The organism is Oerskovia sp. Root22, assembly GCF_001429135.1.
In the GTDB taxonomy this organism is placed as follows: domain Bacteria; phylum Actinomycetota; class Actinomycetes; order Actinomycetales; family Cellulomonadaceae; genus Oerskovia; species Oerskovia enterophila.
In genome coordinates this window covers 63,776-78,898 of record NZ_LMIL01000014.1, presented here as the reverse complement: position 1 = coordinate 78,898, position 15,123 = coordinate 63,776, and the positions used below count along the sequence as shown (strand labels likewise).

At 74.1% G+C, this 15,123-nt stretch carries 11 protein-coding genes; 5 read left to right on the top strand and 6 right to left on the bottom strand.

Annotation, left to right across the window (positions count from 1 at the left end):
- Positions 1-128: 128 nt before the first annotated feature.
- Complete coding sequence (locus ASE15_RS20555) at positions 129-1,334, bottom strand: saccharopine dehydrogenase NADP-binding domain-containing protein (protein WP_082618636.1); 1,206 nt, start codon at positions 1,332-1,334, stop codon at positions 129-131.
- Between the two features lie 56 nt (positions 1,335-1,390).
- Between ASE15_RS20555 and ASE15_RS19855 the strand changes: the two genes are divergently transcribed.
- A complete protein-coding gene (locus ASE15_RS19855; protein WP_056765447.1) occupies positions 1,391-2,029 on the top strand; it encodes a TetR/AcrR family transcriptional regulator in 639 nt (212 codons plus the stop codon).
- Positions 2,030-2,287: 258 nt separating this feature from the next.
- Positions 2,288-3,898, top strand: coding sequence for a methionine--tRNA ligase (locus tag ASE15_RS19850; protein WP_082618635.1), 1,611 nt, complete (start codon positions 2,288-2,290; stop codon positions 3,896-3,898).
- A gap of 79 nt (positions 3,899-3,977) precedes the next feature.
- Here the strand turns inward: ASE15_RS19850 and ASE15_RS19845 are convergent, their stop codons facing one another.
- Entirely contained in the window at positions 3,978-5,504 is a 1,527-nt protein-coding gene (locus ASE15_RS19845) for a helix-turn-helix domain-containing protein (protein ID WP_082618634.1), read from the bottom strand.
- A gap of 177 nt (positions 5,505-5,681) precedes the next feature.
- Between ASE15_RS19845 and aceA the strand changes: the two genes are divergently transcribed.
- The 3 genes from aceA (at position 5,682) to ASE15_RS21005 (ending at position 10,463) form a co-directional block, all read left to right on the top strand.
- Positions 5,682-7,097 (top strand): isocitrate lyase, encoded by a 1,416-nt coding sequence (gene aceA / locus ASE15_RS19840; protein WP_235534598.1) that lies wholly within the window; start codon positions 5,682-5,684, stop codon positions 7,095-7,097.
- A gap of 108 nt (positions 7,098-7,205) precedes the next feature.
- A complete protein-coding gene (gene aceB, locus ASE15_RS19835; RefSeq protein WP_082618633.1) occupies positions 7,206-8,987 on the top strand; it encodes a malate synthase A in 1,782 nt (593 codons plus the stop codon).
- An 861-nt stretch (positions 8,988-9,848) separates the two neighbouring features.
- Positions 9,849-10,463, top strand: a complete 615-nt coding sequence (locus ASE15_RS21005; RefSeq protein ID WP_056654528.1) for a hypothetical protein — start codon at positions 9,849-9,851, stop codon at positions 10,461-10,463.
- Between the two features lie 27 nt (positions 10,464-10,490).
- On the opposite strand, the gene ASE15_RS19825 is transcribed toward ASE15_RS21005, so the two are convergent.
- The 4 genes from ASE15_RS19825 to ASE15_RS19810 form a co-directional block, all read right to left on the bottom strand.
- The gene (locus ASE15_RS19825) at positions 10,491-12,425 is read right to left on the bottom strand and encodes a glycerophosphodiester phosphodiesterase (protein ID WP_157277296.1); all 1,935 of its coding nucleotides are present in this window, start codon (positions 12,423-12,425) and stop codon (positions 10,491-10,493) included.
- A gap of 62 nt (positions 12,426-12,487) precedes the next feature.
- Positions 12,488-13,348, bottom strand: a complete 861-nt coding sequence (locus ASE15_RS21290) for a DUF1353 domain-containing protein (RefSeq protein WP_056765439.1) — start codon at positions 13,346-13,348, stop codon at positions 12,488-12,490.
- Positions 13,349-13,357: 9 nt separating this feature from the next.
- Entirely contained in the window at positions 13,358-14,506 is a 1,149-nt protein-coding gene (locus tag ASE15_RS21640) for a 5'-nucleotidase (RefSeq protein ID WP_056765436.1), read from the bottom strand.
- A gap of 74 nt (positions 14,507-14,580) precedes the next feature.
- Positions 14,581-15,099 (bottom strand): hypothetical protein, encoded by a 519-nt coding sequence (locus ASE15_RS19810; protein WP_056765433.1) that lies wholly within the window; start codon positions 15,097-15,099, stop codon positions 14,581-14,583.
- Positions 15,100-15,123: the final 24 nt, after the last annotated feature.

Genomic DNA, 15,123 nt, shown 5'->3' with positions numbered 1-15,123 from the left:
CTGGCGGTCGACCGCGAGGCCGGCCTCGTGCCGGCCACCCTCACACCGGCGGACCTGATGCTGCTCATCACCCACCTGCGCCCGCCCCTCCCCCTGCCGCGCGAGCAGGCCGACGCCCTCCACCTGCGCTATCTCGGCGTGACGCTCGCCGGGCTCGCGCAGGCCGCCGCGTCAGCGGGTTCCCCGGCGACCGCCGCCTCCGAGGCCCTTCCCCCGGGCCCCTCGTGGGAGGACTGGCTCGCGATGTGGAGCGCGCGCGACACCGGGACCACCGCGGGAGACTGAGCCGCGACCCCGTCGACGAACAGCTCGACGGCCGCGTCTCCCCCAGCCGCCACGAGCCGCTCCGGGAGGTCGGCCAGGCCGTCGACCTGCTCGACGTGGCGAACGCCCGGCGGGACGCGCCCGGCGAGGACCGCGAGCGCCACCTCGGCCGCGACCAGCCCGGTGACCCTCCCCTGGCCCGACGCGACGAGCGACACCTGCGCCGCACGGTCGCCGTCGCGGGCCGTGGCGGCGAGCGCGAACCGGTCGCCGCCCACGCGCACGGCACCGAAGACCGCCGCGAGCGCGCGCCGCCCGCGCGCGCCGCGGAACGCACGCAGCACGCCCGAGCGCCGCGCCCCGAACAGCGCCGCCGTCAGCACGCGGGAGTCGAGCGCGAACCGGGTCGTCACCCGGGGCACGTCGAGCGTGCGGCGCAGGGCGTGCTGGTCGGAGAAGTCGAAGGGGTGGACCGTGCGCCGCCCGAGGGCGGGCAGCAGGACCTGGCGAGGACCGCCGTCGGGCCGTGGTCCGACCAGGCCGTCGACCGTCCAGCGGATCGCGTCCGCGCCGTGCGCCTCGCCCCCGCCGAGGACCACCGCGACGTCGATCTCCTGGGCACCGCCGACCAGGTCGTGCGCACGCCGGGCGAGCAGGTTCGTGAGCCCAGGTGCGACCCCCACGCTCAGCACGGCCGCGGCGCCCGCCTCGCGGGCGACCTCGTCGAGGAGCTCGGTCGCCTCGAGCTGGCCGCGGGACGCCGAGACGTCCACGAGCGACACGCCCCGCGCGAGGCACGCCCGGGCCACCCGGTCGTCGCCCGGTTCGACGGCCAGGACGACGAGGCCCACCCCGACGAGCGCCGCGTCGAGGGTCGCGGGGTCCGCGAGGTCGACCCGTTCCGCTCGGGGCGAGCCGATCCGGCGCGCCGCCTCCTGCGCCGCGGCGAGGCTGCGCCCGGCGGGCACCACCCGGCCGGCGACGGCCTGGGCGAGCCGTGCGCACACGACCGAGCCCACCGCACCGTAGCCACCGATCACGAGCACGTCCCGTGCATTCACTAGAGTCATGCTCTAGTGAATATCACTGTAGTCTAACTACAGTCAATCGTCCCCGAGGAGTCCCCATGCCGCCCACCCGCGCCGAGAAGGCCCGCGCGACGCGCACCCGCATCCTCGACGCGGCGCACGAGCTCTTCGTCGAGAACGGCTGGACCCGCACCTCGGTCGAGGACGTCGCCCGGGCCGCCGGCGTCGCGACGCAGACGATCTACTACACGTTCGGCACCAAGCACGCGCTCTTCAAGGAGCTGCTCGACGTGCGCGTCGCGGGCGACCACGACGACGTCGCGACGCTCGACCGGCCCTGGGTGCGCGAGGTGCTGGCCGAACCCGACCCCGCACGCCACCTCGCCCTGCACGCCGCCGGCGCCCGGGCCGTCCTGGACCGCGTCGCCCCGCTGCTGCGGGTGCTGCGCGACGCCGCGCCCGGTCTGCCCGCCCTGACCGACCTGTGGGCCGCGAACCAGGAGCAGCGGCGGACCGTCGCCGCGACCCTGACCGCCGCGCTCGCCCGCAAGGCGACGCTCCGGACCAGCACCGAGGCCGCGGCCGACGTGACCCACACGCTGCTCGGCCCCGACACCTACGGGACGCTCGTGCTCGACCTGGGATGGTCCCCCCAGGCGTGGCAGGACTGGGCCGCCGACGCGCTCGCGCGCCAGCTCCTGGCGTCGTCCGACGCGTCGGGCACGGCGGGTCGGTGAGCGCCGCTGCACGACCGCCGCACGGGAGCCGCCGGGCTCTCGGGCCACCGACGCTCCCCTGCTAGGGTCGACCGTATGAGCCACTCGTCGACCGTCATGATGCGCCCCACCCGGGGCCCTTCGTGATGCGCTGACCGCGCTCGTCACCACCCAAGGCCTCGCCGCAGCGAGGCCTTTCGTGTGTCCGGGCCCGGTGCGGTCGAGGCGTCCGTCGAGGCACCCGCCGAGGTGCCGCAGTCCCCGAGAGGACCTTGCGCCATGACCGTCCCGCCCGCACAGCCCACGCCGGCCGGCAGCACCGCACCGCCCGCCGGCCCCACCTTCTACGTCACGACCGCGATCCCCTACGTCAACGGCGACCCGCACCTGGGTCATGCGCTCGAGCTGGTCCAGACCGACGTCCTGGCTCGCCACGCACGCCTGCGCGGGCGGCCGACCCGCTTCCTGACCGGCACCGACGACCACGCCCTCAAGAACGTGAGCGCCGCCCGCGCTGCGGACCGTGAGGTCGGGGGGTTCGTCGCCGAGCGCGTCGAGGACTTCCGCGCCCTGCGCCCCACGCTGTCGTTGTCCACGGACGACTTCCTGTCGACGTCGTCCGACCCTCGTCACCGGCCGGGCGTCGAGGCTCTGTGGCGTCGCTGCGCCGAGGCCGGCGACTTCCACCGACGCTCCTACGAGGGCCTGTACTGCGCGGGCTGCGAGCAGTTCTACACCCCCGACGAGCTCGACGCGTCGGGCCGCTGTCCGGAGCACGTGCCCCTGCCCGAGCGCGTCGTCGAGGAGAACTGGTTCTTCCGGCTGTCCCGCTACGGCGACCGCATCCGTGAGGAGATCGCGACGGGGCGCGTGCGCATCAACCCGGCCGCCAAGCGCAACGAGGTCCTCGCGTTCGTCGACGCCGGGCTCGAGGACTTCAGCGTCTCGCGGCCCGCAGCCCGTTCGGACGGGTGGGGCGTCCCCGTCCCGGGCGACCCCTCGCAGGTGGTGTACGTGTGGTGGGACGCGCTGACCAACTACGTCACCGCGCTGGGCTACGGCTCGGACCAGGCCGACCCGGGCGCCGCGGACGACTACCGCACCTGGTGGTCCGGCGGCGACGAGCGCGTGCACGTGATCGGCAAGGGCATCACACGTTTCCACGCGGTGTACTGGCTCGCGCTCCTGCTCTCGGCGGGCGAGCCGCTGCCCACCACGATCCACGTGCACGACTACGTCACGGCCGGTGGCGCCAAGCTCGCCAAGTCCGCGGGCACCGCGGTGCACCCCGTCGGGCTCGTGGACGCCTACGGCACCGACGCGCTGCGCTGGTGGTTCGCGCGCGAGGTCCCGCTCCTGGGCGATGCCGAGTTCACGACCGAGCGCCTCGTCGCGCGGCACGACGACGAGCTGGCCCACGGCGTGGGCAACCTGGTCAACCGCACGCTCACGCTCGTGCACCGGTTCCGGGACGGCGTCGTACCCGCGCTCCCCCGCACCCGGGCGAGCGCACCCGACGAGCTGGGCTCCGCCGTCGGGCAGGTCGCCCCTGCCGTGGACGCGGCCCTCGCGGACGCGGACCTGCGGACCGCGACCGGGGCCGTGTGGCGCATCGTCGACGCGGCCAACCGGTACGTCAACGCCGAGAAGCCGTGGGAGCTCGCAGCCCGCGAGCGCGCCGGGGACACGGACGCGGGTGGACGACTGGACGAGGTGCTCGCGCGGCTCGTCGAGGCGTGCCGGGTCGTGGCGGCCGAGCTCTCGCCGTTCGTGCCCGACGGCGCCGCGCGGCTCCGCGAGCAGCTCTTCCCGGCCGCGGCGGCAGGTGGGCAGGGGGTCGGCGACGACCGGGTCGGCACCCCCGACCCGGTCTTCCCGCGCCTGGGCTGACCCGCTTCCCGCTGGGTGCGGAGCCGCCCAGGCGCGGCACGCCAGGGCGCACGACACCTGCTCCGCACCCGGCGGGCGGTTACCGCAGCGCCGGTGCGTGCGCCTCCAGGAACCGGTAGACCTCGGTCTGGTCCACCCCGGGGAACGCCCCCACCGGCATCGCGGCGAGCATGCTCGCGTGGGGGCGCGCGCTGGGCCACGACTGGTCGCCCCAGCGCTCGGTCAGCGCCAGGGGCGGCCGCCGGCAGCACGACTCGTCGGGACAGCGCGAGACCGTTCGCTCGCTCGTCTCGCGCCCCCGGAACCACTTGACGTGCGCGAACGGCACGCCCACGCTCACCGAGAACTGGCCGTCGTCGGAGTCCTGGACGCGCGACGTGCACCAGTAGGTGCCGGTCGGGGTGTCGGTGTACTGGCTGAACGGGCTCAGGCGGTCCTCGACCGCGAACACCGTGCGCGCGGTCCAGTTGCGGCACACGTACTGGCCCTCGACCGCGCCGAGCGGGTCCGCGGGGAAGCGCACGCCGTCGTTCTCGTAGGCCTTGTGGATGATCCCGGACTCGTGGATCTTCATGAAGTGCACCCCGATGCCCAGGTGCGTCGTGGCGAGGTTCGTGAACCGGTGGGCCGCGGTCTCGTAGGAGACCGAGAACGCGTCGCGCAGGTCCTCGACCGAGATCTCGCGGGCGTCCTTGGCCTCCTTGAGGAGCTTGACCGCGTCCCGCTCGGGCAGCAGCAGCGCGGCCGAGAGGTAGTTGGCCTCGACGCGCTGGCGCAGGAACTCGGCGTAGTCGCGCGGTTCGTGGTGGCCCAGGACGTGCGACGCGAGCGCCTGGAGCAGGGCCGAGCGCGGGTCGCTCGAGGCGCGCGTGCCCGTGCTCGGCAGGTACACGCGGTGGTGGCGCAGGTCGATGACCGAGCGGGTCGAGTGCGGCAGGTCGTGCACGTAGTGCAGCGAGAAGCCCAGGTGCGTCGCGAGGTCCGCGGCCACGCGCTGCGACATGGGACCGCGGGCGTGCCCGACGCCGTCGAGCAGCTCGCGCGCGGTGGTCTCGAGCTCGGGGAAGTGGTTGTCCTGGGCTCGCATGGTCGCGCGGAGCTCGGTGTTCGCGCGGCGCGCCTCCTCAGGGGTCGCGGCCCGCTCGGTGTGCAGGCGCTCGAGCTCTCGCTGGAGGCCCACGATGGCCTCGAGCGCGTCGCTCGGGAGCGACTTGCCGACCCGCACCGCGCCCAGCCCGAGCGAGGCGAACAGCGGCCCGCGCTGCGCACGCTCGAGCTCGATCTCGAGGGCCGCCCGGCGCGTGGGCGGCTCGGCCGAGAGCAGGTCCTCGACGCTCGCGCCGAGCGCGCGGGCGATGGCCTGGAGCTGCGAGAACTTGGGTTCGCGTCGCCCGTTCTCGATCACGGACACCTGCGAGGGTGCGCGCCCGATCGCGGCTCCCAGGTCGTCGAGCGTCATGCCCTTCTCGGTGCGCAGGTGCCGGATGCGGCGGCCGATCGTCAGGGCGTCGGCCTCGTCCTCGACGGCCAGCGTGCCGCCGAGGGGGCCGCGGTTCTCGCGGGGCGGCGCAGCGATCTTCTGCGCCGGGCCAGGGTCAGTTGCCATGACTGAGGGTGACACACGTCACTCCTTGCGCACAACAGAAGAACTCGACTTCTTCTACGAAAGAAGTCCTTGTGGACCCCTTGCGCGGCGAAGGAAGGTCGTTCCACGGCCATCGCTCACCCCGAGCGGCGACCGGAACGAGTACCACCGCACGCAACGAAGCTCTGGAGGCACCCCGTGACCACCCCGCCCATCATCAGCCGTCGCTCCGAGAACGAGTACGCCACGCCTCGCCCGGCGTCCGCGGCCTCCCGGACCGAGGCCGTCACGGCCCCCGTCTCATCCTCTGTCACCTCCCCGGCACGGGCCGGCGACCAGCGCCAGTCCGCGGCCGACCTCGCGCTCTCCTGGTCGACCGACCCTCGCTGGGCCGACGTCCAGCGCGACTACACGGCCGAGGACGTCGTCGCCCTGCGCGGCTCGGTGCGCGAGGAGCGCACCCTGGCCCGTCGCGGCGCCGAGAAGCTGTGGGACCTCATCCACACCGAGGAGTGGGTCGCCGCGCTCGGCGCCATGACCGGCAACCAGGCCGTGCAGCAGGTGCGTGCGGGCCTCAAGGCCATCTACCTCTCCGGCTGGCAGGTCGCGGCCGACGCCAACCTGTCGGGACAGACCTACCCGGACCAGTCGCTCTACCCCGCGAACTCGGTCCCGGCCGTCGTGCGCCGCATCAACAACGCGCTCCTGCGCGCCGACCAGATCGAGACCGCTGAATCGCCCCTCGGGACGCCCGAGCGCGACTGGATCGCCCCCATCGTCGCCGACGCCGAGGCCGGCTTCGGCGGCGCCCTGAACTCCTACGAGCTCATGCACTCGATGATCGAGGCCGGCGCGGCGGGCGTGCACTGGGAGGACCAGCTCGCGTCCGAGAAGAAGTGCGGCCACCTGGGCGGCAAGGTCCTCATCCCGACCTCGCAGCACATCCGCACCCTGAACGCGGCCCGCCTCGCCGCCGACGTCGCGGGCGTCCCGACCGTCATCATCGCCCGCACCGACGCGCTCGCCGCCGACCTCATCACGTCCGACGTCGACCCCCGCGACCAGGAGTTCCTCACGGGCGAGCGCACCGCCGAGGGCTTCTACCGGACGCGTCCGGGCATCGACACGGTCATCTCGCGCGGCCTCGCCTACGCCCCGTACGCCGACCTCATCTGGGTCGAGACGGGCGAGCCGGACCTCGAGCTGGCCCGCCGGTTCGCCGAGACCATCCACGCGCAGTACCCCGACAAGAAGCTCGCGTACAACTGCTCGCCGTCGTTCAACTGGAAGAAGCACCTCGACGACGCCCAGATCGCGAGCTTCCAGAAGGAGCTCGCCGCGATGGGCTACGCGTTCCAGTTCATCACCCTGGCCGGCTTCCACGCCGTGTCCCACTCCATGTTCGAGCTCGCCCGCGGGTACAACGACCGCGCGATGAGCGCCTACGTCGAGCTGCAGGAGGCCGAGTTCGCCTCCGAGGTCGACGGCTACACGGCCACCCGCCACCAGCGGGAGGTCGGCACCGGCTACTTCGACCGGGTCGCCACGGCTCTCAACCCCGACAGCGCCACCCTCGCGCTCGCCGGGTCCACCGAGACCGCCCAGTTCCACTAAGCCTTGCCCGCCTCGCCGAGGGAGAGGTCTCGCGTCGAGGTAGAGGGCTCCAGCCCTCTACCTCGACCACTCCCCTCTACCTCGCGGCACAGACCATCGGAGCCCGCCATGACCAGCACCCTCACGACCCACTCGTCCGGCCCGACGACGTCACGCACCTCGTCCGACCGGCCCACCTCGGCCGGTCAGCACCCCGGCCACCACCAGGGGCGCGACGACGACGCGCGGCGCGCGACGCCGTCGGGCACCCTGGACGTCACCGGACACCTGGGCTCGCGCTACCGCGAGATCCTGACCCCCGAAGCCCTGGACTTCCTCACCGCGCTGCACGACCGCTTCCTGGCCGCCCGTCACGGGCTGCTCATGGACCGCCAGCAGCGCCGCCAGGACGTGGCCGACGGGATCGACCCCGACTTCCGCGCCGCGACCCGGCCCGTGCGCGACGACCCGTCGTGGCGCGTCGCCGGCTCGCACGGGGCTCCCGGCCTCGAGGACCGGCGCGTCGAGATCACCGGCCCGACCGATCCCAAGATGGCGATCAACGCCCTCAACTCGAGCGCCAAGGTGTGGCTCGCCGACCAGGAGGACGCGTCGTCGCCCACGTGGCGCAACGTGATCGAGGGCCAGCTCGCGCTGCACGACGCGATCCGCGGCACGCTCGCGTTCACGTCCCCCGAGGGCAGAGAGTACGCGCTGCGCTCGACCGAGCTGACCGACCTGCCGACCATCGTGTTCCGGCCCCGCGGCTGGCACCTGATCGAGAAGCACCTGCGCTACGTCGACCGCGCGGGCGTGGCGGTCTCGGCCTCGGCGTCGCTCGTGGACTTCGGGCTGTACTTCTTCCACAACGCGCGCGAGCTCGTCGAGCGCGGTCGCGGACCGTACTTCTACCTGCCCAAGCTCGAGGGCTACCGCGAGGCGCGGGTCTGGAACGACGTGTTCGTGTTCGCGCAGGAGTACCTGGGGATCGAGCAGGGCACGATCCGCGCGACCGTGCTCGTCGAGACCCTGCCCGCCGCGTTCGAGATGGAGGAGATCCTCCACGAGCTGCGCGACCACTGCGCGGGGCTCAACGCGGGCCGCTGGGACTACCTGTTCTCGGTCATCAAGTCGTTCCGCACGCGCGGGGACCAGTACGTCCTGCCCGACCGCTCGCAGGTGCCCATGACCGCCCCGTTCATGCGGGCCTACACCGAGCTCCTCGTCGCGACGTGCCACAGGCGCGGGGCGCACGCGATCGGCGGCATGAGCGCGTTCATCCCCGACCGCCGCCGACCCGACGTGACCGAGAAGGCGTTCGAGCAGGTCCGCGCGGACAAGCGGCGCGAGGCCGGCGACGGGTTCGACGGCACCTGGGTCGCGCACCCCGACCTCATCCCCGCGGCGCGTGCCGAGTTCGACGCCGTGCTGGGCGACCAGCCGCACCAGGTCTCGCGGCTGCGCGACGACGTGAGCGTGGGGCAGCACGAGCTGCTCGACATCGGGTCGGTGCGCCGTGCGGGCGCGACGGTCACCGCGGCCGGGCTGCGGTCCAACGTCTCGGTGGGCGTGCGGTACATCGAGTCGTGGTTGCGCGGCGTGGGCGCCGCGGCGATCGACCACCTCATGGAGGACGCCGCGACGGCCGAGATCTCCCGCTCGCAGGTGTGGCAGTGGATCGCGTCCGGGACCCGTACCGAGAACGGCGTGCCCATCACGCGGGCCCGCGTCGAGGCGCTGCTCGCCGAGGTCGTCGACGACCTGCCGCGCGGGGACGGCAACCGGGTCGACGAGGCCGCGCACGTGTTCCGTGCCGTCGCTCTCGCCGAGGACTTCCCGACGTTCCTGACCATCGGGGCGTACTCGCAGTTCCTGGTCGGGTCGGCCGTGGACGGGCCGCGCGAGGGCTGACCACCTGAGCGCGGGCCGGTGCTTGCGGGGCGGGGGGCTGGGGGCTCGGTGGGCCGAGTGCCCGCGGGTGCCGAGTGCCCGCGGGTGCCGAGTGCCCGCGGGTGCCGAGAACGAGGTTGTGGTCGTTATCGAGGGGATAGCGACCACAACCTCGTTCTCGTGTGCGCGGAACCTCGTGCTCGGCACCACCAGCACCAGGACCCGACCCTGCCCGACCCGGCTCAGACCCGGCTCAGACCCGGACCCAGACCCAGACCCAGACGGCAGTCACGCTCGTTCCGGGGCACCACGGGCGCCAGCCTCCGCCGGTCGACCCTCCGACGTCCTGGCCTGCACGGATACCCCTGGCGCGCAGCCGCCCCCAGGTGGGATGATCCGGGCGCGCGGCGCGCGAGCTGCCGAGCGACACCCTTCCCGGACCAGCCGGTCCCGTCGCACCGTGGAGCATCCGTGAGTGACCTGTTCGCCCCGCCCTCGTCCCCGCACCCCGAGTCCGGAGCCGGCACGCCCGCCGGGCCCGTACCGCCAGCACAGCAACCGCCGACGACGCAGCTACCGCCGACCTCGGCACCGGCACCGCAGCAGCCGCCGGCCCTGGTCCCCCCAGCCGCCCCCGCTCCGCCGAGCAGCCCCGCCCAGCCTCCGGCGAGCGCACGGACCACCACCCACCCGGACGTCGCCCCGGGCATCCCCCCGTCGGGCAGCAGCCCGTACCCCGGGCAGGTATCACCCCTCTCGACCGCACCGGGGGCGCCCAATCCGTACGGTCCCCCGCGCCCGCATACCCCGAGTCACGGAGCCGCGGGCTTCCCGGCGGACGGGACGGCCAGGACGCCGGGCCCCTCGCGCGTCCTGGTCGGGGTGCTCGCGGGGGTCGCCGGCCTGCTGATCGGGGGCGTCGGCGCGACCGCGGTGACCCTGGCCGTGGTGGCGGGCAACGAGCTCTTCGCCGACGCTGCGGCCGAGCCGTGGTCTGCCGGTCCGGCCCCCGACGAGGAGGAGGCGTGGGACGGGCACGGCGACGACCAGGTCGCGGGCGAGGACGGCGGGACGTTCGACGACCCGTGGGCGCTCGAGGGCGAGGTGTACACCGACGAGTGGTCGGTCCTGCTCGAGATCCCGCACGAGGCGACCGCCGAGATCCTCGCGCACAACGACGTCAACGTGTCCCCGGCCGACGGCATGGAGTACTGGATCGTCCCGGTCGACGCGATGTACCTCGGGCCGTCGAGCACGGTGACGGCCCACGGGTCGATCGACCTCTGGTTCGTCGACCGGGACGGCAACGAGTACACGGAAGGCTGCGGCGACGTCCCCGACTCCCTCGTCGGCACGGGCCTGATCGGCACCGACGACTCGGCCCAGGGCAACGTCTGTCTCGAGGTCCCCGCAGGGGCGGACGGCCTGTGGGTCCTCGCGGTCGACGACTACATGCCGGTCCACCTGTCCACCGACGTGGCGATCACCGAGTCCTGAGGCACCGCGCTCCTCGAGGGCCGGGCGTCACCACGCGAGCGCGTCGCGCAGCTTGTCCTCGAGCCGTGCCGACAGGGCCAGGTCGTCGCGCACCGCGGTGCGCTCGGCCACGGCGCGGCGCGGGCTGCTCGTGATGATGCCGTCGACGCCGCTGCGGAGCTGGGCCCGCATCGCGGCCGGTTCGTTGACGGTCCACACGTAGACGTCGATCCCGGCCGCACGCGCCTCGGCCCGCACGCGCGTGGTGTCCGACGACTGCTCGATCGCGACGAAGTCGACGGGCAGGACCCCGAGCGGGCCGCGCAGGAACGGGACGACGTACCCGACCGCGATCTCCGGGCCGAGCGCGTGCACCTCGTCGGCCTGCTCGGGGTAGATCGACTGGACCAGGTAGTCGTCCGCGACGCCGTGCGCCCGCAGGAGCGCGACGACGTCCGCGACGAACGTCGGTGTCTCGTGGCCGTGCGCCTTGAGCTCGACCAGGAGCGGCACGTCGAGCTCCTGGGCGCGCTCGACGAACTCCTCGAGCGACGGGATGGTCGCCTCGAACCCGCCCTGGCGGATCGTCGTCGAGGTCAGCTCGTCGAGAGTCATGGTGTGCACGGCGCGGTCGGAGCCCGCGAGGCGCCGCAGGGTCAGGTCGTGGAAGACGACGAGCCCGCCGTCAGCGGCCTGGAGGACGTCGAGCTCGACGTAGTCCGCGTCGAGCGCCGCGGCGGACTCGAGCGACGCGATCGAGTTCTCGACGCCCCCGCCCGGGTCGCCGCGGTGCGCGATCACCGCGCCGGGCTCCTCGCGCGCGAGGGTCGTCATGGCTCGGGTGTTGGCCGCGGTGACCGCGACGAGCACCAGCACGGCCGCCAGCCCGACGGCGGCGCGCACCCCGCGCGGCCGGCTCGCCCAGCCGCTCCCGAGGACGGGCGGCACCTGCCCGGGCGACGAGGCGTCGCCGACGGGAGCTGCGCCGTCGGGCAGCGACTCGCGCCGCTCCCCCGCGACCACGACCACGACCTGCGCGAGCAGCGCCGCGACGAAGCCCACGAGCACGAACCCGACCACCTGCACGACCGTGAGCGTCACGCCCGCGACGACCGGCGCGGCGCCGGGCGCGGCCAGGTCGGCGACGCGCGTGGGGACCAGCGCGAGCATCACGATGCCCGCCGCGACCACGACCACGCCGAGCGCGACCACCGCGAACGTGCCCAGGAGGCGCGGCCAGAGCCCGCGTGTCGCCCGCCAGCTCGCGGCCATGGAGCCGGACACCGAGGCGTCGGACGTGAGCAGGAACGCGAGCGTCAGCACCAGTCGCAGGTTCAGAAACAGCACGCCCGCGAGGAACGCGAGGTAGACGTAGACGCCGCCGTCGAACTTGAGGAGCTCCCCGACGACGAACTCCGGGATCGCGATGCCGCGCACCAGGAACGCCGCGGTCCCGAAGTTTCCGACCGGAACGAGCACGAAGAAGTAGCCCACGAACAGCAGGAGCTGGGGGCCGAGGAGCTTGCGGCTCGTGCGCGCGAGGTCGGCGCCCACGGCCCGCGCCGAGACAGGCTCGCCCGCGCGCAGCCGGGCGCCGATCGCGAGGAACGCGCCCTGCTGGCACAGGACCACGACCGACGCGACGAGCGCCACGACCAGCAGGAGGAGCACCGCGACCGGGCTCGACAGGACGCGCAGCACGTTGAGGTGCGTGAGCGCGCCGGCGCCCGCGGCCGCGAGCGCCACGTCGAACAGCCACACCATGAGCGGGACCGCGACGAGCGCCGCCGCGCCCTGCAGGAGCAGGACCGCCCCGAGGTACGTCGGCAGGTGCGCGCGGACCGTGCGCGCGGCGGGTCCGAGCAGCGCGGTGCGCTGCGGTCGGTCGCGGGCAGAGCGCCGCGCGGCGTCGCCGTCGAAACGCGGCATGCCCGAGCGGGCCGGGGAAGTGCGGGGGGCGGTCGGACGGGCGGCTGGTGGCACGAGCGAAGCCTACGGTCGCGTGGGAGGGCGGTTCGTACCGCGCACCACCTGCGCGGGCGAGTTCACCCGGGCGACGTGTAGGTGATGCGCGTGGCCGGGAGCCCGGCGGTCGCGACGCCCTGCGCCCGGACGCCGCCGCGGCCGCCCTCTCCCGCGCCCACGACGAGCTCGGCGACGGTCGTGAGGACGATCAGCGGGAGCAGCAACGGCAGCGCGACGAAGCCGGTCGCGGCCGCGCCGAGCAGGCTCCCGACGGCGCCGGGCACCCACCGTGGACGGCTCCCGTCCGGGGCGGGTCGGCTCTCGACGCCGAGCAGCACGGCCTGGACGAGCAGCGCGGCGGCCGCGCCCCCTGCGACGGTCCCGGCGCCCAGGACCCACGGCGTCCCGGCTCCGGCGGCGCCCAGGCAGAGCGCCGCGAGCCCCGCGACCACGGACAGCAGGAACGTGATCGCGAGACCGAGGTGCCCGAAGAGCCGGACCGCGGCCCACATGAGCAGGCGACGCACGGCACCCGTCCCCGACTGGCGCAGCGTCTCGCGGAAGAGGTGGTCGGCGTCTCGGCGGGCCGCTCGACGAGCGCTCGCCGGGGCGTCGGACGTGGCGAGCTCCCGCGAGGCCGCGTCGTGCAGGATCGCCGGGAGCGTCTGGCGGCCGTAGCTCGCGATCACGCCCCACAGCGGCATGGGTACCGACGCGAGGTCGGTCACGAGTCCCGCGGGCACGGTCTGCTCGACGCTCGCGCGCCGCCAGACCGGGCCGTCCGCCGTCTGCTCGTCGGCGGGCCGCGAGCTGTGGCCGAACGCGGTGAGGACCTCGAACCACACCTTCCAGCGGCCCGTCACGGGGAGCTGGCGCAGGTCGACCGTCGTGGCTGTGGTCCACCGGTCGGGGTCGTCCGGGAGCGGGGCGAGAAAGGGCACGGTGCTCCCTCAGCCGGCGGGGACGAGCGCCGGGACCTCGGGCGCGGGTGGCGCCACCTCGTTCGTCACGCCATACGGCACCAGGACGCTCGCGACCTCGCGCGCCACGGGGTCGAGGTGCCCGCGCTGGTCGTCGAAGAAGATGTGCGGCCGCAGGACGCGCAGCACCCGGCCCTTGTCCGCGCCGCCCAGGAAGAACGCGTCGTTGACCGTGACGCCCCACGAGCGCAGCGTGTTGACGGCCCGCTCGTGCGAGGGCGCGCTGCGGGCCGTCACGATCGAGACGCGCACGCGGGGACGGTAGCCCGGGTCCTCGGCGACCCGTTGCTCTTCGCGTCGCTGGATGGTGCTCAGCGCGCGCAGGAACGGGAGGATCGGTCCAGCGTGGTGCTCGGTGATCTTGCGCGCGCTCTCGTACTGGTGGAACTGCTCGAGCCCGCCCGACTGGAAGATGCGCTCGGCGCTGTCGTCGGCGAGCACGCCGTCGAAGTCGAACGCCACGCGCAGCTCGCCGACCTCGGCGTCGGCGGTGCTCTCTTCGGAGATGTCGGCGGTCGCGTCGCCCATCACGGCCACCCCGGTCGCCATGGCCGCCTCGACCGTCTGGACCGCCGGCTCCACCGTGACCGGTGCGTCGCCCGGGGCGACGCGAGCGTGGGGCGTGCGCTGCGCCGTCGGGCCGGACGAGGCGCCCTGCCCGACGGCGGCGCTCCCCAGGACCTGCCCGGCCGGGTGTCCCAGCGTGGTCGCCGTGCGCACGTCGCCCGCGTCGCCCGAGAGGAACAGCGAGATGTTGAGCGCGGGGATGTACGCGTAGGGCGCGACGCCCTGCGTGAAGATCGCCCGGCTGATGGGCAGCCCGTGGGCCGCGACCGAGCTCATGACGCGCAGGCCCGTGGACGGGTCGTTCTTGGACAGGATGAAGACCTCGACCAGCGGGTCGCCCGCGGCGGGAGACAGGTCGTTGAGGCTCAGGAGCCGCTGGACGAACTCGAACGCGACACCGGGCCGGAGCATGCGGTCGCGGTACCTGTCCTGGTAGGCCTGGTAGGCGTCGATGCCCTGCTCGTCGAAGACGCGTTGGGACGTCGAGAGGTCGAACAGCGCGCTCGAGGCGACGCCGACGACGAGCCGGTGGTCGAGGTCGTAGGGCGGCACGGGCGCTCCTTCGGGACGGGCGGGGCAGGCTGGGCAGGCGGGAGCAATCGGGGCGCGCGGCGCGTCAGGCGGGTTCAGGCAGGCTCGGGCGGGCGGCGCACCTGGTCGTGCGGGTGGCGGCGCGAGTACCGCTTCACGCACTCCTTGCACATCGGCATGGTCGGGAGGCGCTCGGCCTCGCGCGGGGTCATCTCGCCGATGACCTTGGCCCCGCACAGCCCCCGGTCGGGGTGCACGATGTGGCCCCACTCGGACTCCCACCGGTAGCCGAACCGGTAGGGCGGGCGCACCTGGAACTCGCGCACCTGCGGGGCCGAGCGCAGGGCTGCAGCCTTGTCGAGCGTCTCCTCGCCGTATCCCTGCGGCTGACGCTGGCACACGTGACGCACCCGGAACGGCATGGTCGGCGAGTACGCGAGCTGCGTCCCGGGCACGGCCCCCCGGTTCGACGTCAGGAACCAGCGCACCTCGTCCCCCGCGTGGGCGCTGCGGACCTCGTCGAGCGCGAAGGCCCGACGACGGCCGTCGTAGCACGGCAGCCACTGGACGTCGGCGCCGCACTGCTCGCAGCGACCGACCCGCACGCCGCTCACGCGAGCGGGCTCGGGGTCTGGACG

Coding starts and splice junctions, on each gene's coding strand:
- ASE15_RS20555 (WP_082618636.1), bottom strand. CDS start 1,334: ATGACTCTAGTGAATGCACGGGACGTGCTCGTGATCGGTGGCTACGGT.
- ASE15_RS19855 (WP_056765447.1), top strand. CDS start 1,391: ATGCCGCCCACCCGCGCCGAGAAGGCCCGCGCGACGCGCACCCGCATC.
- ASE15_RS19850 (WP_082618635.1), top strand. CDS start 2,288: ATGACCGTCCCGCCCGCACAGCCCACGCCGGCCGGCAGCACCGCACCG.
- ASE15_RS19845 (WP_082618634.1), bottom strand. CDS start 5,504: ATGGCAACTGACCCTGGCCCGGCGCAGAAGATCGCTGCGCCGCCCCGC.
- aceB (WP_082618633.1), top strand. CDS start 7,206: ATGACCAGCACCCTCACGACCCACTCGTCCGGCCCGACGACGTCACGC.